This is a genomic window from Massilia aurea (assembly GCF_024753205.1).
Classification (GTDB): domain Bacteria; phylum Pseudomonadota; class Gammaproteobacteria; order Burkholderiales; family Burkholderiaceae_D; genus Telluria; species Telluria aurea.
The window spans coordinates 886,610-911,592 of the sequence record NZ_JANUGZ010000002.1; the positions used below are offsets into that span (position 1 = coordinate 886,610).

The window sequence follows — 24,983 nt, forward strand, 5'->3', positions numbered from 1 at the left end:
CGATCGGCGTTGCCGATCGCGGGGCGATGCGTCGTCTCAGACTTTCGTCTGCGATGCGTCGTCTCAGACTTTCGTCTGCGACAAACCTGCGTCTGTTTGTTCGAGGGAAGCGGTGCTCGAGCCGGTGGCGCGGCGGGCTACCAGGTCGTGGTAGAGCGCGGTGTAGTTGGCGGCCATTTGCTCGGATGTGAACAGCTCTTCGAAGCGTGCTGCTGCGCGCCGGCCCATCGTGCGCGCGAGCTCGGGGTTGTCCCACAGCTTGCGCATCGCGGCGCGCAATGCCAGTGCGTCCGATGGCGGGACCACCAGGCCCGTGTCGCCATCGACGTTGATGTACGTGGTGCCAGTACCGATCTCGCTCGAAATCATGGGCTTGCCGTACATGGCGCCTTCGAGCAGCGAGATGCCGAATGCTTCCGAGCGCAGGTGTGACGGGAACGATACTGCATAGCACAGCGTCAGCAGCGCGGCTTTGTCGGGTTCGTCAATCGCGCCGACAAACAGTACGTTCTTCAGACCAAGGCGCGCAGCTTGTTCCTTGAGCTCTTGCTCGATCGGGCCGGCGCCCACGATGACAACCGGGTAATCGGTGCCGGCCGCTGCCTCGAGCAGGATGTGCAGGCCCTTGTAATAGCGCAGCACGCCAACGAACAGGAAGAACTTGGGACCGACCCGCTCGCGCCAGTACGCCAGGCGATCGGGATCGGGCTGCGGGTAGGTGTTACGGTCCAGGCCGAACGGGATGACACTGGTCTTGCCCGGATAGCGCGCCAGCACGGTCGACGACCCCAGGTAATTGGGCGAGGTCGCGACGATGGCGTCGACGCTGCGCAGAAAGCGGTGTTTGAGTGGCTGGTACAGGCGCAGCAAGTGGCGCTGGCGTACGATATCGGAGTGGTACGTGACCACCGTCGGCTTGTTCACCCGCGCCATGAAGTGCGCCAGATCCATGAACGGCCACGGAAAGTGGTAGTGCACCACGTCAGCGTCACGCGCCAGGCGCGCAAGCGCGCCGATCGACTGGAACGAGATGGCGTTGGACGCGATCTCGGCATTGAGAGGGACACGGTGCACCATGTGGCCTTCGAACTCGAACGGTGCGAGGTCCTGGTGGCGCGACAACGACAGCACGGTATTGGTCACGCCAAGCCGCCCGGTACCCACGGCCATCTGGCGGATCACCTGTTCGACGCCGCCAACCGAATCCGGATGGTAGGTCTTGTAAAAATGAAGGACACGCATAATCAACTCAGCTTACTGCGAAAGTACGGCTTGGTACACGTTTGCCGTCAGGCGTGCAGTGTTTTGCCACGAGTCGTTCGGCACGTGCACGCCCAGCGGCGATACAGCGCGTGTGCGCAACACTGCTTCGTGCCAGCGTGCGCATGGCCGCGGCCAGTTTGCCCGCCATGTACCCGCCGCTGCCATCCAGGCGCCAGCCTGTCAGGCCCGGTTCGACCATGGTCGTTCCAGGCCCGACGCTGATCACTGCAGCGTTCACGCCAGGTACATCCAGCGCAGGGTCTCGGACAGCGGCGTCGGGGCCAGGTCGCCCACCACGGCAGTCAGCTTGCGATTGCTGCCAGTCAGTTGCAACACGTCGTTGGCGCGCACGAAGGCCGGGTTGACCTGCACGTCGATGCGGTAACCGGCGATCTCGCCCATCATCTCGATGACATCCGACAGCGAGTGCGGCGTGCCCGAGCAGACGTTGAAGGCTTCGCCGGCCGGCGCTGCCGCCAGGATGCGGCGGTAGGCACGCGCCACCATGCGCACATCCGAGAAATCGCGCGCGATCGCGAGATTCCCCAGTTCGATGCGCGCTTCGTGGCGGCGGAAATGCGAAACAATTTTAGGCAGCAGGAAATTATCCGCCTGCCCCACGCCGGTGTAGTTGAACGGCCGCACGATCGTGATCGGCAACTTGTCCATCCACAGGCGCGCCATGTATTCCATGGCCAGCTTGCTTACCGCGTAATCGTTGGCCGGCGCCGGCGGCACGTCTTCATCGATGACGGGCACGCTGGCATTGCCATAGATGTTGGCCGACGACGCCAGCAGCACGCTGGCTGGCCGGTGACTGCCGGCAGCAAGCGCCTCGAGTAGATTGCGCGTGCCGACCACATTGACGCGGTAGATCGCTTCAACGTTGGCGTGGCCGACAAACGCAATGCCGGCCAGGTGCGCCACGACATCGGGCTGCACGTCGGCCACCATGGCAGCGACCGCATCGCGGTCACACAAATCGACCGCGAACATGTCGGGGCCAACCTCTTCGCCCGGCATTACGGTGCCGAACACGCGGTAGCCGGCGGCTGTCAGCTCTTGCGCCAGGTAGTACCCGGTAAAGCCGCGCAGGCCCGTGATCAGGGCGCGCCGCCCTTCCCCTTCACGCAGCAGGGTGTCGTCCGTGGCCAGGCGCGTCATATCAGAACGAAAAGCCCAGTTCGTTGCGACGCAGGTCGGCATCGACCATCATCTGGCACAGTTCTTCGAGCGTGGTCTTCGGTTCCCAACCCAGCTCGCGCTTGGCCTTGGCCGGATCGCCAATGAGCAGCTCGACTTCAGCCGGACGGTAGAACTTTGGCGAGACGCGCACCAGTTGCTTGCCGCTGGCGGTGCAATGGGCCACTTCGTTGTCGCCGCTACCGCTCCAGTCGAGCGACACGTCGATGGCCTTGAAGGCCATGGTAACGAAATCGCGCACGGTCTCGGTGCGGTTGGTCGCGAGCACATAGGTATCAGGCTTGTCGGCCTGCAGCATGCGCCACATGCCTTCGACGTATTCCTTGGCGAAACCCCAGTCGCGCTTGGCGTCCATATTGCCCAGCTCGAGCACGTCCTGCTTGCCCAGCTTGATCTTGGCAACAGTATCGGTGATCTTGCGCGTGACGAACTCACGGCCACGCAGTGGCGACTCGTGGTTGAACAGGATGCCCGACGAACCGAAGATGTCGTACGACTCGCGGTAATTGATGGTCATCCAGTGCGCGTACAGCTTGGCCACGCCGTATGGGCTGCGCGGGTAGAACGGCGTCTCTTCGATCTGGGGGATCGCCTGCACCTTGCCGAACATTTCCGAGGTCGACGCCTGGTAGAAGCGGATCTTGGGGTTGACGATGCGGATTGCCTCGAGCAGGTGAACAGCACCCAGGCCGGTGATCGATGCGGTGGCCAGCGGCTGGTCGAACGACACGCCCACAAAACTTTGCGCGGCCAGGTTATAGACTTCGGCCGGCTGCGCCGTTTCGAGCAAACGGATGCTCGAAGCCAGATCGGTCAGGTCATATTCGACCAGCGACAGGTTCGGATGTGTGGTAACTCCAAGCTCATCCATACGCCAGAAATTGACCGAGCTCGAACGACGATAAGTTCCAGTGACGTGGTAGCCTTTTTCGAGAAGCAGTTGCGCCAGATAGGCGCCATCCTGGCCCGTGATACCGGTGATGAGTGCTCGTTTGTTGTGCATATGATGGATGATTGAAGGTTGGTCTTGCGGGCGCGCGTAGTAAAAACAGCGCCCGGCCAAACGAAGATTGTAACAGAGGACCTCGCCAAACTGGCTTATGCCCCGGGGCTTATTGCAATCCACACAACGCTTATCTGAACAATTGTGACGCGAAAGTGACGCGATAAACTGCTCGCTTACGGTTTGTTACGTGTCCGTAAGGCGTGACAAGAGGTGACAAGCAAAGACAATGTGCGTGCAGGGTATCGCGTGGACGGCGGCGCCATCCACGCATTCGCCGATGAACCTCAGCGTGGCGAGACCGCCTCGACGACGGCCAGCGCCGTCATGTTGACGATCCGGCGCACGGTCGCTGACGGCGTCAGGATATGCACCGGCCGCGCGCAGCCCAGCAGCACTGGGCCGATGGCGATGCCGTTGCCGGCGGCCGTTTTGACCAGGTTGTAGGCGATGTTCGCGGCGTCGATATTCGGCATCACGAGCAGGTTCGCATCGCCCTTGAGCGTCGAGTTCGGCATGATCTTGGCGCGCATCTTGGCGTCGAGCGCCGTGTCGCCATGCATCTCGCCATCGATTTCGAGGTCGGGCTTCTTCTGCTGCACGAGGGCCAGCGCGGCGCGCATCTTTTGCGCCGATTCCGAATTGGCGCTGCCGAAGTTCGAGTGCGACAGCAAGGCTGCGCGCGGGACGATGCCGAAGCGTTCCATCTCTTCGGCCGCCATCACCGTAATCTCGGCCAATTGCTCGGCGTTCGGGTTTTCGTTGACGTGGGTATCGACCATCGCCAGCTGACGCTCCGGCGTGATGACGAAGTTCATCGCCGCATAGACCTTGGCGCCGGCGCGCTTGCCCAGCACCTGGTCGACGAATTCCAGGTGCATCTGCGTGGTGCCGTAGGTGCCGCAGATCATGCCGTCGGCTTCGCCCTTGTGGATCATCATCGCGCCAATCAGCGTGTGGCGGCGGCGCATGGCCAGCTTGGCCAGGTCCTGCGTGACGCCCTTGCGCATCACCATCTGGTGATAGCTCTGCCAGTAATCGCGGTAACGCTCGTCGAAATCGGGGTTAATGACGTCGAAGTGCACGCCGAGTTTCAGGCGCAGGCCGAATTTCTCGATGCGCTGCTCCAGCACGGCCGGGCGGCCGACCAGGATCGGGCGCGCCAGCTTTTCGTCGACCACCACCTGCACGGCGCGCAGCACGCGCTCTTCTTCGCCTTCGGCGTAGACGATGCGCTTGAGCTCATCCGGCGCGCTCTTGGCGATCGTAAACAGCGGCTTCATGAAGGTGCCGCTGCGGTACACGAACTGCTGCAGGCTCTCGGCGTAGGCGCCCAGGTCTTCGATCGGACGGGCGGCAACGCCGCCGTCCATCGCGGCCTTGGCCACGGCCGGCGCGATATGGGTCAACAGGCGCGGGTCGAACGGCATCGGGATCAGGTATTCCGGACCGAATGACAGGTTCGAGATGCCATACGCCGAAGCGACGATGTCCGACTGCTCGGCGTGGGCCAGGTCGGCAATCGCGTGGACGACGGCGATTTCCATTTCGCGCGTGATCGTCGTCGCGCCGCAATCGAGCGCACCGCGGAACATGTACGGGAAGCACAACACGTTATTGACCTGGTTCGGATAATCCGAACGGCCGGTGGCGATGATCGCGTCGCTGCGCACGGCTTTCACGTCTTCGGGCAGGATCTCGGGATTCGGGTTGGCCAGCGCCAGGATCAGCGGGCTCGGGCCCATCGACGCGACCATTTCTTTCTTGAGCACGCCACCAGCGGACAGGCCCAGGAAGATGTCGGCGCCCGGGATGACCTCGGCCAGGCTGCGGTGCGGCGTGTCCTGGGCAAAGCGTTCCTTGTCCGGGTCCATCAGTTCGACGCGGCCCTTGTAGACCACGCCGGCCAGGTCGGTGACATAGATGTTTTCGATCGGGAAGCCCAGGTCGACGATCAGGTCGAGGCAGGCCAGCGCGGCCGCGCCGGCGCCGGACACCACCAGTTTGCACGACGTGATGTCCTTGCCCACGACTTTGAGTCCATTCATGATCGCGGCGCCGACGATGATCGCGGTGCCGTGCTGGTCATCGTGGAAAACCGGGATCTTCATGCGCTCGCGCAGTTTGCGCTCGATGTAGAAGCACTCGGGCGCCTTGATGTCTTCAAGGTTCACGCCGCCAAAGGTTGGCTCGAGCGAGGCGATGATGTCGACCAGTTTGTCGGGGTCGGTTTCGTTGATCTCGATGTCGAACACATCGATGGCGGCGAATTTCTTGAACAGCACGCCCTTGCCTTCCATCACCGGCTTGGAAGCCAGCGGGCCAATATTGCCCAGGCCCAGCACGGCGGTGCCGTTGGTGATGACTGCCACCAGGTTACCGCGCGCCGTGTACTTGTAGGCGTTGGCGGGATCCTTGACGATTTCTTCGCATGGCGCCGCGACGCCCGGCGAGTACGCCAGCGCCAGGTCGCGCTGGTTCAGCAGGCCCTTGGTGGGCGTGACGCTGATCTTGCCGGGACGTGGGAACTGGTGATATTCGAGCGCTGCTTGGCGCAATTGCTGACGCAATTCTTCTTTTTTGTCAGATGACGAATCCATGCTGAAAGGCCTTCCTGGTGCGAAACGGGGCTTTCGATTCTATCAGAGAGGGTCTTGGCAACGACTACGTATTTTCAACATGATTATGTGCGGTTGCAGCAAAATCGCCCGGGCTGGCTGGCCTTGGCGCCACGGTACAATCGCGGCCATGCTCTCCGAATTCGACCTCATCAAGCGCTACTTCAAGCGCGACCGGCCTGGCCGCGCGCCCCTGGGCATCGGCGACGACTGCGCCCTGCTCGCCATCACGCCGGGCCGCCAGCTTGCCATCTCGTCCGACATGCTGGTGGAAGATCGCCATTTTTTTGCCGGCGCCGACCCGCGCATGCTGGGCCACAAGGCGCTGGCCGTGAACCTGTCCGACCTGGCGGCCATGGGCGCCCGCCCCGTCGCTTTTACCCTGGCTCTGGCGCTGCCCGAGGCCAACCCGGACTGGCTCGCCGGCTTCTCGCAAGGCCTGTTCGCCCTGGCCGACGCGCACGAGTGCGAACTGATCGGGGGCGACACGACCAAAGGACCGCTGAACATCTGCATCACCGTGTTCGGCGAACTGTCGCCCGGCCACGCACTACGGCGCGATGCGGCGCAGGTCGGCGACGACATCTGGATCTCGGGCACGCTGGGCGACGCGCGGCTGGCACTGGCGGGGTACTGGAACGAGCTCGCACTCGACCCGGCATTACACGCAGAGGCGGCCACGCGCATGCACCTGCCAACGCCGCGCGTGGCGCTGGGCCTGGCGCTGGCCAGCCTGCCGCTTGCCCATGCGGCGCTGGATATTTCGGATGGCCTGGTGGGCGACCTTGGCCACATCCTGCACGCCTCGCGGGTCGGCGCGACGCTCGATGTCGATGCGCTGCCGGCCGGGCCGGTGCTGGCGCAGCAGGCGCCGGCATTGCGGCGGCGCTTCACGGCCGCCGGCGGCGACGATTACGAGTTGTGCTTTACCGCGCCGCGCACAGCGCGCGAGGCCGTGCTGGCGGCGGGGGCGCAGGCCGGCACGCCGGTCACGCGGGTCGGCACGATCGACGCCGCGCCGGGGCTGCGCCTGGTCGATGCGCACGGTGCGCCGCTCGATCTGGCGCTGTCAGGCTGGGATCACTTCAGCGGCGCCTGATGCGCGGTGTCCCCGTGCACGGGCTCATCGCCTTCGCGCGGCGCCTTGCGGTCGTCATACGGTCCATGCGTCATCCAGTAATGGCGAAACGCCAGCCGGATATTGTCGCGCAGTTCCATGTCGTCCCACGGTTTGGTATAGAAGCGGTAGATCGCGCCGCGGTTGATCGAATCGAGCACCGCCTCCACGCCCGTATCGCCCGACAGGATGATGCGGATCGTGTCCGGATACATCTCCTTGACCTTGCTGAGAAACTCGGTCCCGCTCATCACCGGCATGCGCTGGTCGCACAGGATCACATGCACGTGGTACAGCGCCAGCAATTCGAAGCCTTCGCTCGATGACGATGCCGTCAGCACGCGGTAGCCGTCGCGCCGGAACAGCCGGTGCAGCGCGGCCAGCACGTTGATATCGTCGTCGACGATGAGCAGCGTCTGCACGTTGTCGATCACTTCCGGCGGCTCGTTCGGATTGGCGCGGTTCGAGACCACGAGCTTGGCCAGCTGCGCGGCCGGCAGCGCGCGTGAAAAGTAGAAGCCCTGGATTTCATCGCAGCGGTTGCGCCGCAGGTAAGCCATCTGGGCGCGCGTCTCGACGCCTTCGGCAACGACCAGCATGTGCAGGCTGTGCGCCATGCTGATGATGGCCAGCGCGATTGCGGCGTCGTCCGGATTGGTGATGATGTCACGCACGAACGCGATATCGATCTTGAGCTTGTCGATCGGGAAGCGCTTGAGGTAAGCCAGGCTCGAGTAGCCGGTGCCGAAGTCGTCGATCGCGATGCGGATCCCCAGCGCCTTCAGGCGCGTGAGCACCGCCGTCGTGCGCTCGACATTTTGCATCAGCGCGCTTTCGGTCAGCTCCAGTTCAAGCAGGCCCGCCTCGATGCCGTGGCGTTCGAGGGCGCTGCGCACCACCTCTTCCAGGTCGCCTTCGACGAACTGGCGGCTCGAGACGTTCACCGCAACCCGCACGTCGCGCACGCCCTCCGCGTTCCAGGCCGCGATCTGGCGGCAGGCTTCGTTGATGATCCAGTCGCCCACGCGTACGACCAGGCCCGTCTCTTCCATCACCGGCACGAATTCGGCCGGATACACGAGGCCATAGCCGGGCCGGTTCCAGCGCAGCAGCGCTTCGCTGCCGGCAATGCGGCCCGTATTGAGTTCCAGCTTGGGCTGGTAGTGCAGCACAAACTGGTTGTCCGCCAGCGCGCCGCGCAGCGCCAGTTCGAGGTCCAGGCGTGCCAGCACCTGCACGTTCATGCCGGCGGTGAAGAAGCGGTAGCCGTCGCGGCCTGCTTCCTTGGCGCGCACCATGGCCGTGTCGGCGTACTTGACGAGCGTGCCCGGGTCGATCGTGTCGTCCGGGTACATCGCGATGCCGATGCTGGCCGTGAGCGCGGCCTGCTGGCCGTGCAGGTCGAACGGCAGGCGCAGCGATTCGCGTACGTCGTTGGCCATGTTCACGGCGTCCTGCTGCTCGCGCGGCATCGTCAGGATCAACGCGAATTCATCGCCGCCCAGGCGCCCGACCGAATCGCGCACCTTCACGCAGCGCACCAGGCGCGTGCTGAACTGGCGCAGCAGCTCGTCGCCCGGCGCCGTGCCGAGCGAATCGTTGATCACCTTGAAGCGGTCGAGCGTGATGCACAGCACCGCCACGCGCCAGTTCTTGTCCTGGGCCAGCTCGATCGTACCGCGCAGGTTTTCAAAGAACAGCGTGCGGTTCGGCAGGCCGGTCAGTGCGTCGTAGCTGGCCGCGTGGCGCAGCCGTTCCTGGGCCTGCAGGCGCTCGCTGATGTCGCGTGCCACGGCAATGAGCATGCGCTGGGCATTGCGCTGCCCTTCCGGGTCCTGCAGCTTCCAGCTGATTTCCACCGGCACCGAGCCTTCGCCGCCGGCGCGCAGCAGGTCGGTCTCGACGATGTCGGGTTCGGGCCGCCCGCCCTGCGCGGCCGCGCCCATATGCCGCTCGAGCTGCGTGCGCGAGGCCAGGCCCAGCGCCACCGGATCGATGCGCAGCAGCGCGTCGCGCGAAAAGCCCAGCATGCGGCAGGCGCCTTCGGACACGTCGACCATCGCCATGCTGGCCGTGTCGATCAAAAACAGCGCATCGGGCGTGGCGTCCATCGCGCCGCGAAAGCGCGCCAGTTCGGCGGTGCGCTCGCGCACCTGGCGTTCGAGTTCACTGCCGTAGTCGAGGGATTCGCGGTGCAGCAAGCGCACCTCGAGCAGGTTGCGGATGCGCGTCATGACCTCGACCGTGTCGAACGGCTTGCCGATGAAGTCGCGCGCGCCGGCTTCGAGCGCCGCCAGTTTCTTGTCCGGCTCGGCCGTCACCACCAGCACCGGCAGCCACGAGTCGCTCTCCAGGGGTTTCAAGGCCTCCATTACGTCGAAGCCATCCATGCCGGGCATGTGCAGGTCGAGGATGATCAGGTCGAAGCGGTGTTTCAGGTGCAGCGCCACGACCTGGCGCGGATCGAACGTCGAGGTGACGTTTTCGTAGCCTGTGGTCTTGAGGAGATATTCGAGCAGCTGTACGTTGACCGGTTCGTCATCGACGACCAGGATACGGGCCCGTCTGATGTCGGACAGCGAAATCATGGGTGGTTCCTTTCGCCTGACGCCGCCAGGTCGGGCCCCTCCGCCAGGGTGCTGTTGATCGCTTCAGTGAATTTCTCGATGTCGATCGGCTTGGTCAGGTAGCGGTGGAAGCCCGCCGCCACGCCACGCTCGATATCGCGCGGCATGGCGTTAGCGGTCAGCGCAATCACCGGGATGTCCGCGGTTTCCGGGTCCGCACCCAACTGGCGCAGCACCTCGAAGCCGCTCATGCCAGGCAGATTCAGGTCCATCAGGATGATGTCGGGGCAGTGCGCCCGCGCCAGTTGCAGGCCCAGGTGGCCGTCGTGCGCCGACAGCAGGCGCAGGTCGCGCCGGAACGCCACGATTTCTTCGACCAGGCGCAGGTTGGCCGGATTGTCCTCGACGTACAGCAGCAGGCGCGGTACGAATTCCGCCCCGGAAGCAGCCGAGGTCGTCCCGCCGCCGGGCGCGGCGCGTTCGGCCAGGCTGGACGTGCGCGGCGCGGTGCTGCCCAGCTCGATCCAGAACACGCTGCCCACGCCCGGACTGCTGGTCACGCCGATCTCGCCGCCCATCAGCTCCACCAGGCGCTTGGTCACGACCAGGCCGATGCCGGTGCCTTCCTGGGCGCCGGACTCCTGGCCCAGCCGGTTGAACGGCTGGAACAGGCTCGCGACCTGCTCGGGACTGAGGCCGTTGCCGGTGTCCTGCACCGACAGGCGCATGCGCGTGGGCGTGCACTGGTCGCACGTGAGCACCACGGCGCCTTCGTCGCGGTTGTACTTGACGGCGTTCGACAGCAGGTTGAGCATCACTTGCTTAAGGCGCGTGCGGTCGGCCATCACCACGGCGCCGTCGACCTCGGGGAACAGCACCCGCACCTTGCGCGTGGCGGCGATCGGCTCGATCATCGTGCGGCACTCGAGCAGGATGTCGGCCAGCGCGACCGGCTCCATCGACAGTGTGATGGTGCCCGATTCGACCTTGGCCAGGTCGAGGATCTCGTTGATCAGCGTGAGCAGGTGGCGGCCTGACTTGAGGATGTGGTTGGCAAATTCCTTCTTTTGCTCGAGCGTCGACGGCAGCGTATTGGACGTCAGGATCTGGGCAAAGCCCAGGATCGCATTGAGCGGCGTGCGCAGCTCGTGGCTCATCGACGACAAAAAGGCCGACTTGGCCTGGTTGGCGCTGCGCGCTTCTTCGTTGGCGTTGGCCAGTTCGGCGTTGGCCAGCGCCAGCTGCAGCGTGCGCTCGTCGACGCGCTGCTCGAGCTGCTCGTTCAGGCGCATCACCTCCTGCTGGGCGTGCGAGCGTTCGGTGGCCGAGCGCAGAGTGGCGTTGTGCGAGTCTTCGAGCTCGCGCGTGCGGCCTTCGATTTCGGTGAGCATGGCGTTGAACGAGTCGGCCAGCTCGGCCGCCTCGTCGTCGCCGACCCGCGGCGCGCGGCGCGAATAGTCGCGTGTGGCCACCACGTCACGCGCCACTTCGCTGATCGCGATGATCGGCGAAGTGAGCACGCGTCCGAAGCGCCGCATCATCAGGTAGGCGATCGCCATCGCGATCAGGGTCACGCCGACAGCGATGGCAAGGTAATCGATGAAGCGCGCGAGTATGCGATTCTCGGCGCGCATCACGACGGTGCCGACCGTCTCGCCATTTTCGACGATCGGCTGGCTGACCACCATGATGCCGTCGCCGCTGTCGTCGATCTGCTCGAGCCGCTCGGGCACCGCCCGCTTTTCACCGGCGGCGGAATACGACGCGAACAGCTGGCCACGCGCATCGTAGATGGCGGCGCCGCGCACCAGGGGACTGGCCCGCAGCAACAGCAGGTCTTCATTGGCAAGGCGCGGGTCGTCGAACGTGAGTGCGGCAGACGTCATGTGGCCGACCAGTTCGGCGTCGGTCGACAGGTCATTGACAAGCGTGTGGTGATAGCTGCGCAGGTCATAGGCCACCACAAGGGCGATCGAGACCAGCAGTGCGACGAGTGTGGTCGTCATCACCATCGCTACCAGCTTTTTGCGGATCGAGCGCTGGCGGCTCATGCTTCCTCCCCGTACCGTTTCACGAAACGGCGACGCGTGTGCGCGGGGCGCTGACCCGGTTGGGCTGGCGACTTCACGATCGGGCCAACCCTGGCTGGCCACATGCGATGCGTCCGTACGGCATTGTAAGATCTACGTAAAACAAAAAAGAGGCATCCAGACACAGAGGCCAGCTGCGTTCCAGCATAGCAGTCCGGCCAAGCCGCATGTCGCACGGAACATCTGTCAGGGTTCGACAACAACTTTGCCTTGGATATGTCCATGCTGAAAGCATAGCATCTTTACCTATGGCAATATCAAGCGGCAGACTGCTCTGCAGCCGGCGTGCCTTGCCGGCGCACTGCGCGCTAGAATGGAATCACACGGACAAGCCCGTCCGCCGACTGCACAAGGAGACGCACGTGACGCATGAACTTACCGATCTTGCAAATCAGGTCAGCCAGACGCTTGGCGCCAAAAAAATGATGCTGGCCACGGCCGAATCCTGTACCGGCGGCGGCATCGCGCAGGCACTCACCGACATTCCCGGCTCGGGCGACTGGTTCGATTGCGGTTTTGTCACCTATTCGAACACGGCCAAGAACGACATGCTGGATGTGTCCGACGCCGTGATCGCGCAATTTGGCGCCGTCAGCGAAGAAGTGGCCGCCGCCATGGCCGCAGGCGCCGTCGCCAACAGCAGCGCCGATGTGGCCGTCTCGACCACCGGCATCGCCGGCCCGACCGGCGCTGTGCCCGGCAAGCCGATCGGCACCGTGTGCTTCGGCTGGGCGCAGGGCGACCGCGTGCAGACCGAGCGCCTGGTGTTCCAGGGCGACCGCCAGGCCGTGCGCGCGCAGGCCGTGGCGCATGCGCTGCGCGGGCTGCTGCGCTTCGTCGAATAGCCGGGCAATGGCGGCGCCGGCCCACGCCTTTCGTGCGTATCCGCGATAATAGCGTGTTGTGCAAGGCCAGTTCGACGGTGTCCTGCAGCCCCCACCTGCCGGCTGGCCGGGGCGCCGCCTGGCCGACGCCGGCGTCGTTGCCAATGAATTATCTGGAGAATGCTTGAATATTCCTACCCTGATGGTCCCCCTGATGCTGGCCGCTGCGCCGGCCTCCGGCCCGGCCCAGGCGCAGCCCCCCGCCCCTGCATCGTCATCGGCAGCCGCGCCGGTGCCGGCGATCGCGTTTGACAAACTGGTGCTGCCCAACGGCCTGCAAGTGATCCTGGTCGAAGACAAGCGCCTGCCGATCGTGGCCGTTAACCTGTGGTACCACGTCGGGCCGGCCAACGAGGCGCCCGGCCTGACGGGCTTTGCCCACCTGTTCGAGCACATGATGTTCGCGGCCACCGCGCACATCCCGCGCGGCATGGCCGACCGCCTGCTCGAAGGCGCCGGCGCGACCGACAGCAACGGCGGCACGGGTTACGACAGCACCAGCTACTACGACACCGTGCCGTCGAACCAGCTCGAACTGGCGCTGTGGGTGCACGCCGACCGCATGGGCTACCTGCTCGACGTGCTCGACCAGCAGGCGCTGACCAACCAGCAGGACGTGGTGCGCAACGAGCGGCGCCAGACCGTCGAGGGCGAGCCGTATGGCATCGTCGAGGAAGCGCTGGCGCGCACGCTGTTCCCGCAGGGGCACCCGTACGCGGCCTCGATCATCGGTTCGCACGCCGATATCCAGAGCGCCCGCCTGGAAGACGTGCGCGCCTTCTTTACCCAATACTATGGCCCCAACAATGCCAGCCTGGTGATCGCCGGCGACATCGACAAGCAGACCGTGCGCGATCTGGTCACGCGCTACTTCGGCGGCCTGCGCCGTGGACCGGACGTGGTGCGTCCGCACGTGGTCACGCCCCCGATCACGGCCGAACGCCGCGTCGTTGTGCGCGACCGCGTCGAGCTGCCGCGCGTGTTCATGGGCTGGCTCACGCCGCCGGCGTACCAACCGGGCGACGCCGAACTGATGGTGGCTGCCACGATCCTGGGCGGCGGCAAGTCGAGCCGCCTGTACAAATCGCTCGTCTACGAACGCCAGATCGCGCAGGACGTCTCGGCCTCGCAAGGCTCGCTGGGCCTGGCCTCGACTTTCGTCATCGACGTGACGGCGCGCGCCGGCCACACGCCGCAAGAGATCGAAGCGGCGATCGACGCCGAACTGGCTTTGCTGCGCACCGAAGGCCCGACGGCGCGCGAGGTCGAACGCGCGCGCAACAGCCTGGAGACGTCGCTGCTGGCGTCGCTGGAAAAGCTGGGCGGCGATGGTCTGGCCGAGCAGCTCAATCACTACAACCTGTACACGGGCGACCCGGGCTACCTGGACAAGGACCTGGCGCGCTTGCGCCGCATCGACGCCGCCGCCGTCCAGCGCGCGGTGCAGACCTGGCTGCCAGAGCAGGCGCGCGCCGTCGTCACGGGCGTGCCGGGCAAGCCGAAGGTGGACGATCCGCGCGCGGGCAAGCCCGCCCGCGCCGTGGCCGCGCCGACGCCGGTGGCGCCGGTCAACGTGGCAGAAGCATGGCGTGCAACGCCGCCCAAGGCCGGCCCGACGCCGCGCTTCAAGCAGCCACGCGGCGAGACCTTCACGCTGGCCAATGGCCTGACCGTCATCCACTACCGCAATCCGGCGCTGCCGCTCGTGTCGAGCCAGCTCGTGGTGCGCAGCGGTGGCGCCGCCAACCCATCCGACCTGCCCGGCCTGGCCGGCTTTACCGCCCAGATGCTGGAAGAAGGCACGGCCACGCGCAGCGCGCCGGCCATTGCCGACGACATCGCCCAGCTGGGCGCGTTCATGGACACGGGCAGCAGCGACGACGTCTCCACCGTCTCGCTGCTGGCCCTGACGTCCACGTTCTCTCGCGCGCTGGAAATCGTCGCCGACATCGTCCAGCGCCCGGCGTTCCCTGCCGCCGAGATCGAACGCCAGCGTCAGGACCGCCTTGGCGCGCTCACGCAGCAGCGCGACGACCCGGAAACCGTTGCTGCGCTGGCGGCGGCAGGTGCGCTGTTCGGTGCCGGCCATCCGAAAGGCTATGGCCAGCTTGGCCTGGAGCCCGCCATCCGGCGCACGACGCGCGACGACATCGTCGGCTTCTGGCGCCGCCACTACGTGCCGTCGAACGCGGCGCTGGTGGTCACGGGCGACATCACGCGCGCCGAACTGGAAGCGCTGGCGCAGGCGCAGTTCGGCGGCTGGACGGCGGCCGAGGCACCAGCGGCTTCGGTTGGCCCGGCCAGGCCGACCACTGCGCGCCTGGTTGTGATCGACCAGCCGGACGCCGGCCAGACGGCGCTGCAGGTGGCGACGATGGGCCCGGCGCGCGACACACCCGATTTCCCGGCGCTGCAAATCATGAACGGGGTGCTGGGCGGGATGTTCTCGAGCCGGCTCAACAACAATCTGCGCGAGACGCGCGGGCTCACGTACGGGATCCATTCGCACTTCGACTACGACCGCCAGCCGGCGCCGTTTTCGGTGGAAGCGAGCGTGCAGCAGAATGCGACCGGCGAAGCGGTGCGCGAAATCCTGCGCGAAGTCGCGCTGCTGCGCGAGCAGCCGATTTCCAGCGACGAACTGACCGCGGCGCGCAATGCGCAGCTGCTGTCGCTGCCGGGACAGTTCGAGACCAACGCCGACATCGGCGCCAGCCTGACGGAGTTGTTCGTCTATGGTTTGCCGGCGGATTACTACGACAGCCTGGCCACGCGCCTGGCGACCGTCGGCGTCGACGACGTGCAGGCGGTCGCGCGCCGCTGGTTTGACCCTGACCGGATGATCGTGGTGGCGGTCGGTGAACGGAAAAAGATTCTGCCGCAGTTGCAGAAGCTGGGACTGGGGCAGCCGGAGATTCGGGATGACGATGGGCAGGTGCCAATCCGGTCCGGGCGCTAATACCTGTTACCTGCCGAAACTACTCGAGCGGTCACTGCTTACTCGCGGTAACGTGCAGAGAGCCGCTCGGGAATCAGTCCCAGAACAGCGAGCTCGGGAACGATAATGCCAAACAGGGCATGATGAAACTTGGCGTACACACCGTTTTCCCGCGCGTAGGTTTCGGCCGCGCCCACCGGCCAGCCGCACTGGGTGAAGACAGGCGTAGGCAGCATCAGATCGCGCGCCAGGGCACAGGCGTCGGCGGCAAAGTCTTCGCGCTCAGTCATATCGTGCGGCGCCAGCGTGGTGAGAAAGTCTTGCACATATTGAAATCCGAAATTTGTATGACGTGACTCATCTCTCAGGATCAGCTGCAAGCCCTGCTTGAGGACCGGGTCGTGGGATTCACTGACGGCGATGCGGAACGATGCAAGCGCCAGACCTTCGATGATGACTTGCATGCCGATCAATTTGATGTCCCATTGCGACGACGCCATGATCGCATCCAGCAGGGCCTTCAAGCGCGCTGAAACCGGATACGCGTAGGGAAAGCTGCGCTGAAGGTATTTGGTGAAGAATTCGACATGGCGTGCCTCATCGGACACCTGCGAGGCTGCAAACAGCTTGGCGTCGAGGGTGGGCGCGCCGACGCATAGCTGTGCCGATACCAGCAGTGCTCCCTGTTCACCATGCCTGAACTGATTGATATGCCAGACATGTTCGCGCTGATAGAACGCGAATTTTTCTGCCTGCGGCATTCGGCGGTAAGGCTCGAACCCGCGCCAGGGGCTGCTGTCGTTCAACCAGGCATCGATCGCCGATCGTTGCGTAGCCGGCATATCCCGGTTGAACAATGGACTGCCGGCAGCTTGCCAGTCGATGTCCTTGTCCGCATCCCAGCTCAGATTTTTCGCGAGCTCATACAGCCGTGTGTTGCGGACGTCTCCCTGTCCATACAGCCAGTCGTAAGCACCAATGAGCGGCATGAAAAAATGTTCCGGTGTGCCGTGATCGGGCGTCGCGCCATTGCTGCTGTCCTGGTTGAACGACATGGCTAGCTCCCGCGAGGCGTATCGTCGGACGGGTCGATCGGGCCGCGTCCCAGCAGATACAGCGACGCGTTCCGTCCTGTCACCAGCAGCGGATAAAGAATTCGTGCTGCGCGCGGTCGAGAAAAAATGGAGGCCGTCAGCTTGTTGAACCACGACGACCGTGTCGACATCAGCGCCAGGCGTTGCATGCATTCCGCACCATGAAACAGCTTGCCATCAACGGACAGGATCATCCCGGCGTTGATGTCCAGCCCGACGCCACGCAACGCCTTGACCAGCGCCGGTGCATCGCGTGCATTCATCATGACGAAGTGCGCCAGCGCGCGCTCGAGGCGCACTTTCTGCATGTAGCGATTGCAGAACGGACAGTCGCCATCGTAAAGCAGGAAGTTGGAAGGAAAGTCAGGTGTCATGCCGCATCTCTATCTGGCTCGCATCGGCCGCGGCAACCATTGCCGCGAACAACAGAACGGTCTGATCGCCGTGCCGCGACGGCGGTATCACGGCCTCGATCAAGTGGATTCCGGTGCCCCTGGCATAAGCGTCGATGCTGTCGCCAAGCGCGCCTGGATTGTCACAGCGGCTGGCTGTGATGTGAAATCCGCTCGCGATTGCCACCACATTGCAGCCATTGCTGCCTCGCACTGCGGCGGCATATCCCTCAATGCCGCTGCACGGCAGATAATCGAACAGCCCGCCGCCGGCATTGTTCAGCACGACAATCAGGGCCCGCTCTGGAATATGCGAAGCCAGTTGCAATGCGGCGATGTCGTAAAGAAACGCCTGGTCTCCAAGGATCAGCAGACCGTCCGATCTGCTGACCAGCAATTCGCCGAAGAACTGCGCCAGTGTGCCTTCGATCCCACTCGCGCCACGCGCCCCATAGATGGCTTCCCGGGTGTGCGAACGGCTATCCAGCAGCAAATTGGCCAGGCGTATTGTCAGCGAATTGGCCAAGTGGACGAGACCGTATTCAGCTGATTCGAGCAATGCGCCAATGACCGCGAGCCCGCACCAGGAATGCTGCTGCCGCGTGACCATCATGGCCCGTTGGTCAGCCGCCAGCAGGGCATTCTGCCATCCCGCATCCGGCGGCGGCAATGCTGAGAGCAGCGCGTCGAGGACGGATTCCTCCAATGGGAGACTCTGGACCAGGTTAGGGTGCAGCATGTTCTTGCACGGCGCAAGCGCCAGTTTGACCACGGGCGCTGGCAAGTCTGCCAGGTAGCGCTGCATGGTATGCGATACCGGAATCTGGCCGATGCGGATCACCATATCGGGCGGTTCAAAGCGCAGCCAGGCACTGAGCACCAACGCATCCATTGACGCCAAGCACAGCTCTGCCACATCGGAGCGCCGCAGGCCGGAGCAGGCATCGGCCATGACCAGCCAGCCGGCCGATCGAACGAAGCGCATGACGATGCGCCGCTCGGCCTGTCCCAGCTCACCTATGACGATCAGCCCTCGGCGCGCGCGCGCTGCAGCAGCCAGGCACATGGGATTGCAGCGGGCGGCATCCGGCCCCGCGGCATGCAGGGTCGGCGCATCCGGCGCCGGCAACACGGTGGTCAGGGCGGCACTGGCCGTTGCTGGCTGCCAGCCGCTGTCCAGTTCCGTCGGGCAGATCTGCGCGGGCATTGGCAGGTTGATGTGGATTGGACCGGCATCGGCCAAGCCGGTCAACTGCCCCCGCAGCAAACTGCACAGGGACGACAGAGATGCAGCCTCTGCATCGGGCAGCGGCAAGTCGATCGTGCGGCTGACAAACGCGGCACAAGCAGCGATCTGGTCCACCGTCTGCGGCATGTCGGTGGCGCCATGCCACTGGTCGCGGTCGGCCGTCAGTACAATCAGCGGCAAGTGCGCTGCACGCGCCTCCATCAAGGCAGGAATCAGATTGCCGACGGCCGAACCCGAGGTCACGGACACCAGTACCGGCCCGCCACCCGCGCGCGCCATGCCGACGGCCAGGAAGCCTGCACAGCGCTCATCAGCGGGAGCAGGGCTGCATCGCAAGGCCGGATGGGCATGCGCGAGCAAATTGAACATGGCATTGCGGCCACCGGAGCACGATACCGCTCTGCGAACCCCGGCGCGGACCAGCTCGTCGATCACCAGCGCGCACCAGAATGCGTTCAGGTTGCGCAGGCGTAGCGGCAGAGTCATCCACAGTACTCCGCTGACGTCTCGGCGAGCAGAGCTTGCATGGCCGGGCTCAATGGCGGCAGGTAGCGGGCCCAGGGCAGGCCGGCATCGAGCGTGTGCACGTGACTGGCTGATGCCTGCACCGCCTGGACCAGCGCCCGCCCCATCTCGCCCAGGCGCCGCAACTGCAATGCATGACCGAGCAAGATCGTTTGACGCACCGCTGCACCCTTCTCGAGCAAGCGTGTGGAGAGCTCCTGCAATTCGGCACACAACGCGATGCTGTCGGTTCTCAGCAGCAGATCGTCCAATCCCATATCCCGGTAGAGCGCCTCGAGGCGCCCGTCCATCGAAACAGCGATACAGGGCACGCGTCCGAGCAACGCCAGGATGGCGGCATGGAAGCGGTTGCTGACGACGAAGTCGGCGCCCCCCAGCAAGGCGGCTATGCTTTCCGGCGTGCTGGCGCGCGCTGGCACCACCTTGGTCTGGATCGCCACCCGCGCATTGATGTCCGCGCAGATGACGCTGTCGACACCGTCCATTGCCAACAATACCGGCACTTTGTTCAAGCGCTGCCGGCACCAGTCGATATAAGCCGCGTACTGTTGCACGTAATGCTCGTAGCGCTGGCGCTGGCTGTCATCGAAACAATGAAAGTAGGCGCCGTTGAACTGGGTGTCCCGATAACGGCCGGTGGCGGAGAAGACCTCCAGTTTTTGCCGGTCGAGCCTGACGGGCCACCAGAACGGATTTACCGGACAGATCACCACATAAGCGCCATCGCTGCCGTAGGTCTGCCTGGCTTCGCGCAACGCACGGCTATCCGCACCGGGCGCACCGTACGCCCACGCCGGATCGGCGCCCAGCATTGCAGGCAGTCCATGTGCTTGCATCGATGCGACAGAGTCGCGGTTGCGGCAGAAAATGCTGCAGCCGCCACTATGCTCCTGGACAAAGGTCAGCAACCGCGCGGACATGGCATCCGTTTCAATGCCAAATGCGATAGCGGGCTTGCCGTTGCGCCGACGTTGCGCCAGCGCGGCCACGAAAAACATCGCCAGGTCGTCCGAAAAGGTAGAGGTAAACAGGCTGCCCTCGGCGACGATCACCGCGTCCGCATTCACCAGGCGGTCCTTGACGAATGTTGGCAGGTAGCTGTCGATCGCCAGCTGTTCGGTATTGTCGAATTGTGCAAACGGGATGGCGCGCCCCAGCACGGTCATGCGGGGCCGGCAGCCAGGCACCAAATGACGTACGTGACGTATCGTTTCCGCCGCCCGCAAATCGGCTCCCAGATTGCCGTTGCCGCAATAGCTGACCACCACTGGCCGCCACGCCGCGCCTTGCCGCGGCGCCGCGGGATCGTCCAGCACCTCGATACTGTGCTGCAGATGGCGCTGGTAGGTCTGGTCGGGATCTGCCGCAATCAATAATTCATCGTTCCAGCCCATCGATCACATCCTCCGTCTGTATCGCGTCGAACTAAAGCGCGCGAACGGCAACTGCACCGCCGACGCGCGCCCTCATCAGCCTGCTTTTTTGGCTGGATACTTGACAGACAAGGCCATCAAGACGCAATTCAAGCCGACGTCGAATGGAGGATAGTCATTGTTGTACTTGTAAGTTTCCATATACGCGTACATATTGGCGTCGGGCGTTTCTTTCGCCAGCGTTTTCACCAGCGCCACCACTGCCGATGCCGGCCATGTGAATGTCGCCTGATTGGGCAGTGCCGAAAATGCCTGATACAGCCAGTTGATCAGGTAAGTTTGCTGATCGCTGGTGAAATTTACATTGCTCATCAGATTGCTCAGCCGCTGCCATTTTAGCGGTGTCGACAGGTTCAGCCAGACCGAGATATTTTCGTTGAATTGCAGGACCTGATCCGGCGTCAATCCTGCCTTGGCGCCGGCGGCTGCGGCACCAGACTTATCGCCCTTTTCCATGTCGGCAATCATCATCGCCATGAAAGCCATATTACCGGCCTTGAAAGCAATATCGACAATGTCCTTCGTTACGCCCCACACGGACTTGGCAACGTCCTTCCAGGTCGATACCTTGTCTTCGGCCGGAATTTCGTTTGCCTGATCGACGGCTGCCCCGACGTTTTCCTGGTTCTCTTCCAGTTGCAGGTTGGCTGCGGGATCGTCATCGACGACGACTTCATTCGGGGGCGGTTCTCCGCCTTCCGCGGCGGCGCCCTCGGCCGCTCCAGCTTCACCGCCTTCCGCCGCTGCCGCCTCGCCGCCTTCCGCCGCTGCCGCTTCGCCGCCTTCCGCCGCTGCCGCTTCGCCACCTTCCGCCGCTGCAGCCTCGCCGCCTTCCGCCGCTGCCGCTTCGCCGCCTTCCGCCGCTGCCGCGGCCGCTTCGCCACCTTCCGCTGCTGCCGCTACTGCTTCTCCGCCCTCTGCTGCTGCCGCTACTGCTCCGCCCATGGTATTCCCCTTAGATTAGGTCTCGCTCATCGATAAAAAATTGGGGCACTCTTCACCCCTGCTCACTTACCAGCACTACGAACAAACGAACTCGAATCCGCCGATTTCACAGGCGTTCACGGCACCGAACTGATCAAAGAAAAATCTGGCTTTTTCGCCGCAAAAAAATGCCACCTCGCCGAGCCGGAATTCATCCGCTCCAGCAGGTTCCAACAGCACGTCTTCGACGCCCTGAACCAGATGTAGCTGGCCTTCGTCCAGATAGCACACCACCTCACCGAAGTAAGGGTTGAAGAAAGTTCCGGTGTAGTGCTGCAGCGCATTGCCGGTCTCGGACCCGGCATGTTCTCCGGCCCGCCGATACACCAGGCTACCCAGCCTGAGCTTTATCGCTCTTTCGCCGGAAAAGATAAAATGCGGAAGACAAGCCATCACGCTGGACGGCATGAAATGGTGCTCGCTCAGCACACGCAATTCGACCCGCTCCCCTTCATAGTCAAGCGCAAGACCGGCGCCGCTGGGCAAGACCTGCACACAGTCGGATGCGTTCTGATAGATGCCGCAGTAATTGGTCGCCTCAATTTTGGGTACTCGCGGCTTGGCTGTAATTGCCTTCCCATTCAGACAGTGCGCAAGAATGGAATACAGGAGAATTGCCAGCGGGATCTGGCAGGCGCCGCGGTTGCACATGACGGCACCAGCCACACCCCGCTCTGGAAACATGACAATAAATGCGCTATATCCGAATGCGTAGCCGAGATGCGTGACGGCACTCTGCGCCAACACCCGCTGGCGGCGCATCCCCATGCCGAGATCGAGCCCTCGAACAGACGGGCGATTCCAACCGGTGCCGAGAATGCTGGCAATACCGGAACGCATCGGCGCGTCATCGCTGAATCGATCGGACGCATGGAAGAACGCCTGCATCCAGCGCAGCATGTCGCGCGTTCCCGTGTAGAGCCCCGAGATCGACGGCGGCAGGACCCAATCCGCAGCGGGCAACAATTTCGCATCCGGCGTAGGGAAATCCATCGGGCGCGCTGTCGAATAACCCTGAACCACGCATTGGCCAGCTTGAATCAGTTGACTTCGGCTGCCGAAACGCGCCTCTTCCATTCCCAAGCGATCCAGCACGTGCCCGGCCAAATACTTGCTCACGCAGACCTTGGCGATTCGCTCGATAATACAGCCCAGCAAAAAATAGCCAAGATTGCTGTATTTGCATGGATAACTGTTCTTGTCGATGAATTCAATGCGACCGACCGTGGCCAGCAGATGCGCATACGCGCTGTCGCTATCGAAATGTCCCCAGAACGGCAGCCCGGACCGATGCGCCAGTAACTCTTCGACGGTAATACGCTGCATTCGTGTCGGCATGGCCGACGCCAACGGCGGTGGAAGCAAGGGCGCAATCACATCGTGCAAGGCGAAGTGGCCTTGTTCGATCATCTGCAGGATAGCCAGCGCCACGAGCGGTTTGCCGACGCTGCCTATATTGAACATGGTCTTTTCACCGACCGGCCGGGACGATATGGCCTGGCCCGTGTGGTACTGCAGGCATTGGCCATCGGTACTGTAGAGTGCCATACCTATGGCCGGGATTCCGTGCGCCTCTTTGCAGCGCTCGACGGCCCCAACAATCATGTCCCGGTCCCAGACGCACATCATCGGATCGCCCACAGGTACAGGGATTCAAGATCGACCGGGTCGATGAACAGGACCAGGCCTGTCATCATGACCCACTGAAACAGGCGAATGCGCAGACAGTAATCCATCCCCAGGTGAAACAACAAACCGACTGCAATGGCGGGATAGCGGAACTCGTCTATCCAGATCAGGATGCTGAGACTTCCCCAAATCGCGATGGTCGCGTAATTCATGGATTGGTAGCTCAGTTTATTCCTGAGCACAGTCGGCAAGGCAAAGCGCCTGTAGCGGTCAATATTCAACACATAGTAAACCGCCCTGCCGGACAACCACCAGCGCCCGTGCAGCTTCCAGTACATGGACTTGAAATAGATCGTGGACACAAGAATTTGGAGCAGGCGATAGGCCCATGGATCGATGGTTGACTGTACCGGCTTTGCACCGATCGCGGTAAGCACGGAAAAGCTGGCATCGGCCGGGGCAAAGATCATCAGAAACGCCATCAGGCGCATGGCCACATCGCCCGAGTTGACGGCGAAAGGATTGCGATGGTGATACGAAGTCAGCCCGGCGAAAATGACAAATGCCGCGATATTGCTGAAGAAACCCAGCAGCAAACAGATGATAGCGGTGACGTGAAGAGCAAACCAAAGATGCAGGCGCGCAGGCTCGTCGGCGCCCCAGTTGTAAATGGAGAAGAATCTGGCCCTGAAATCACGGATATAAATTCCACGATCCAGGATCCCGGTCGCGCCATACAGGAAAATCAGCGACTTGGCCAGATACAGCGCATCGGCCAGCAACAGCAGACCGAAGGCGATACGAAACATGACCAGCGAGTCAGGGGCGATCGCGTGATGAAAAAAGTAGTGCCATGAACCGGTCAACTGGTGAATCGACAAAATAGAATTCGACACTGGCCCCCCAATTTTCAAGTTGAAAGAACACTGCGCTACTCAGGCCGCCACTCGGCGATCACACGGCTCAGTCTGATCGATGTCTTTTTTCCATATTCTGTCTTTTGAGAAATCGTGCAGATACGTTTCTTCCTCAAAATGAAAATTGTTATAGTTAAATTGCCTGGGCGGCCAAAGTGGCTTTAATTGATATAAACGTATCAGCCTGATCTGGAAAATATTGACAGCGGAAATGTCGGGATGGCTACTCAAGTAACGCCTGGCGCAATATAATGCAACCGCTGGCTTCAATGCATTACTGCCTTTGCAAGTCAGGGAATGCAGCATCTTGAGGGCACGTATATCATGGGGACGCTGAGCAGCGCCGACCATACCCATACAATCGAGAACAACCTCGTGCCAATTGCCGTCGTTCAGGCGAATCTCGACACGCAGGCGTTCATTGCTGGAAATGGGATTAGGCGCAAACATCGACCAGTTATGGGATAACCCCAGCCAGACGATGGGCTTGGAAAAGCGATGGACAAAGGCCTTAACTCTACTTCCTTTTGGCAAGTCCCATCCCCACAGCAAGAGCAGCATGGCGCCAATGAAAACATTGGATATGTGCGTGAGAGCAATATCGAACACAATAACCTCCCTCCAGAACAGCGACCAACCGCTCAAAGAACAGACGTTTTTTCTTGTTCAATTCAAACTGCATATAACATCAATAAAACCGGTTCGCGATCCAATATACGGGATGACCTGCATTGAAAGCTCTCCAATTGTAACCAAACGAAAATTCAATTAAACATCTGGCTCTTCTTTTTAGCCACTATGAATTGAATCATCAGATTATTTTTTAATGCTCGTCCACAATATTTACAGAACTCACGCGCCCGCACAATTTATTATCCTTCTCGAATATCTTTTCAAAGTTTATACAGTGATTAAGTAATTTTTTACGCATAAGTTTTCACATCGTTTTCCGCGTCAAAACTTTTTAGCACCACCGTCTCAGCGATTCATCGTCCGGGAGCGATGGCCGGGTATTGCGAATATCTTGCTTTCGCTTACGCGCTCTGCCGTTGGAGTTGTACTACGCAGCACTTGCCC

At 62.7% G+C, this 24,983-nt stretch carries 17 protein-coding genes; 3 read left to right on the forward strand and 14 right to left on the reverse strand.

Annotated elements, in window-relative coordinates:
* Nucleotides 1-63 precede the first annotated feature (63 nt).
* The 4 genes from NX775_RS09455 to NX775_RS09470 form a co-directional block, all read right to left on the reverse strand.
* The gene (locus NX775_RS09455) at nucleotides 64-1,242 is read right to left on the reverse strand and encodes a glycosyltransferase family 4 protein (protein ID WP_258835767.1); all 1,179 of its coding nucleotides are present in this window, start codon (nucleotides 1,240-1,242) and stop codon (nucleotides 64-66) included.
* A 255-nt stretch (nucleotides 1,243-1,497) separates the two neighbouring features.
* A complete protein-coding gene (locus NX775_RS09460; protein WP_258835768.1) occupies nucleotides 1,498-2,427 on the reverse strand; it encodes an NAD-dependent epimerase/dehydratase family protein in 930 nt (309 codons plus the stop codon).
* Between the two features lies 1 nt (nucleotide 2,428).
* Nucleotides 2,429-3,469, reverse strand: a complete 1,041-nt coding sequence (gene gmd / locus NX775_RS09465; RefSeq protein ID WP_258835769.1) for a GDP-mannose 4,6-dehydratase — start codon at nucleotides 3,467-3,469, stop codon at nucleotides 2,429-2,431.
* A gap of 287 nt (nucleotides 3,470-3,756) precedes the next feature.
* A complete protein-coding gene (locus NX775_RS09470; RefSeq protein ID WP_258835770.1) occupies nucleotides 3,757-6,069 on the reverse strand; it encodes an NADP-dependent malic enzyme in 2,313 nt (770 codons plus the stop codon).
* A 148-nt stretch (nucleotides 6,070-6,217) separates the two neighbouring features.
* Here NX775_RS09470 and thiL point away from each other — a divergent pair, with 148 nt between their 5' ends.
* Nucleotides 6,218-7,186 carry a thiamine-phosphate kinase gene (gene thiL, locus NX775_RS09475; protein WP_258835771.1) on the forward strand — a complete coding sequence of 323 codons (969 nt, stop codon included), beginning with the start codon at nucleotides 6,218-6,220 and terminating at the stop codon, nucleotides 7,184-7,186.
* Here the strand turns inward: thiL and NX775_RS09480 are convergent.
* Nucleotides 7,168-9,792 (reverse strand): EAL domain-containing protein, encoded by a 2,625-nt coding sequence (locus NX775_RS09480; protein WP_258835772.1) that lies wholly within the window; start codon nucleotides 9,790-9,792, stop codon nucleotides 7,168-7,170. The two genes, thiL and NX775_RS09480, sit on opposite strands and share 19 nt — an antisense overlap.
* On the reverse strand, nucleotides 9,789-11,822 hold the full coding sequence (locus NX775_RS09485) for a sensor histidine kinase, YfiR-like protein-associated (protein ID WP_258835773.1): 2,034 nt from the start codon (nucleotides 11,820-11,822) through the stop codon (nucleotides 9,789-9,791). The genes NX775_RS09480 and NX775_RS09485 overlap by 4 nt, the downstream gene beginning before the upstream one ends.
* 401 nt (nucleotides 11,823-12,223) lie before the next feature.
* On the opposite strand from NX775_RS09485, the gene NX775_RS09490 reads away from it, so the two are divergent.
* Nucleotides 12,224-12,706, forward strand: coding sequence for a CinA family protein (locus tag NX775_RS09490; protein ID WP_370660568.1), 483 nt, complete (start codon nucleotides 12,224-12,226; stop codon nucleotides 12,704-12,706).
* 163 nt (nucleotides 12,707-12,869) lie between these two features.
* Nucleotides 12,870-15,704 carry a M16 family metallopeptidase gene (locus tag NX775_RS09495; RefSeq protein WP_258835774.1) on the forward strand — a complete coding sequence of 945 codons (2,835 nt, stop codon included), beginning with the start codon at nucleotides 12,870-12,872 and terminating at the stop codon, nucleotides 15,702-15,704.
* A 38-nt stretch (nucleotides 15,705-15,742) separates the two neighbouring features.
* On the opposite strand, the gene NX775_RS09500 is transcribed toward NX775_RS09495, so the two are convergent.
* From NX775_RS09500 to NX775_RS09535, 8 genes are all read right to left on the reverse strand, one after another.
* Nucleotides 15,743-16,738 carry a ferritin-like domain-containing protein gene (locus NX775_RS09500; protein WP_258835775.1) on the reverse strand — a complete coding sequence of 332 codons (996 nt, stop codon included), beginning with the start codon at nucleotides 16,736-16,738 and terminating at the stop codon, nucleotides 15,743-15,745.
* Nucleotides 16,739-16,740: 2 nt separating this feature from the next.
* Nucleotides 16,741-17,151 carry a DCC1-like thiol-disulfide oxidoreductase family protein gene (locus NX775_RS09505; protein ID WP_258835776.1) on the reverse strand — a complete coding sequence of 137 codons (411 nt, stop codon included), beginning with the start codon at nucleotides 17,149-17,151 and terminating at the stop codon, nucleotides 16,741-16,743.
* Nucleotides 17,141-18,904 (reverse strand): 2-succinyl-5-enolpyruvyl-6-hydroxy-3-cyclohexene-1-carboxylic-acid synthase, encoded by a 1,764-nt coding sequence (gene menD / locus NX775_RS09510; protein ID WP_258835777.1) that lies wholly within the window; start codon nucleotides 18,902-18,904, stop codon nucleotides 17,141-17,143. Before menD ends, NX775_RS09505 begins: the two co-directional genes overlap by 11 nt.
* Nucleotides 18,901-20,337: a polysaccharide pyruvyl transferase family protein gene (locus NX775_RS09515; protein WP_258835778.1), complete on the reverse strand. Its 1,437-nt coding sequence runs from the start codon at nucleotides 20,335-20,337 to the stop codon at nucleotides 18,901-18,903. The genes menD and NX775_RS09515 overlap by 4 nt, the downstream gene beginning before the upstream one ends.
* 75 nt (nucleotides 20,338-20,412) lie before the next feature.
* Nucleotides 20,413-21,321, reverse strand: a complete 909-nt coding sequence (locus NX775_RS09520; protein ID WP_258835779.1) for a hypothetical protein — start codon at nucleotides 21,319-21,321, stop codon at nucleotides 20,413-20,415.
* 75 nt (nucleotides 21,322-21,396) lie between these two features.
* Nucleotides 21,397-22,965: a serine hydrolase domain-containing protein gene (locus NX775_RS09525; RefSeq protein ID WP_258835780.1), complete on the reverse strand. Its 1,569-nt coding sequence runs from the start codon at nucleotides 22,963-22,965 to the stop codon at nucleotides 21,397-21,399.
* Between the two features lie 20 nt (nucleotides 22,966-22,985).
* Nucleotides 22,986-23,870 carry an HTTM domain-containing protein gene (locus NX775_RS09530; protein WP_258835781.1) on the reverse strand — a complete coding sequence of 295 codons (885 nt, stop codon included), beginning with the start codon at nucleotides 23,868-23,870 and terminating at the stop codon, nucleotides 22,986-22,988.
* Between the two features lie 54 nt (nucleotides 23,871-23,924).
* Nucleotides 23,925-24,515 (reverse strand): hypothetical protein, encoded by a 591-nt coding sequence (locus NX775_RS09535; RefSeq protein WP_258835782.1) that lies wholly within the window; start codon nucleotides 24,513-24,515, stop codon nucleotides 23,925-23,927.
* Nucleotides 24,516-24,983: the final 468 nt, after the last annotated feature.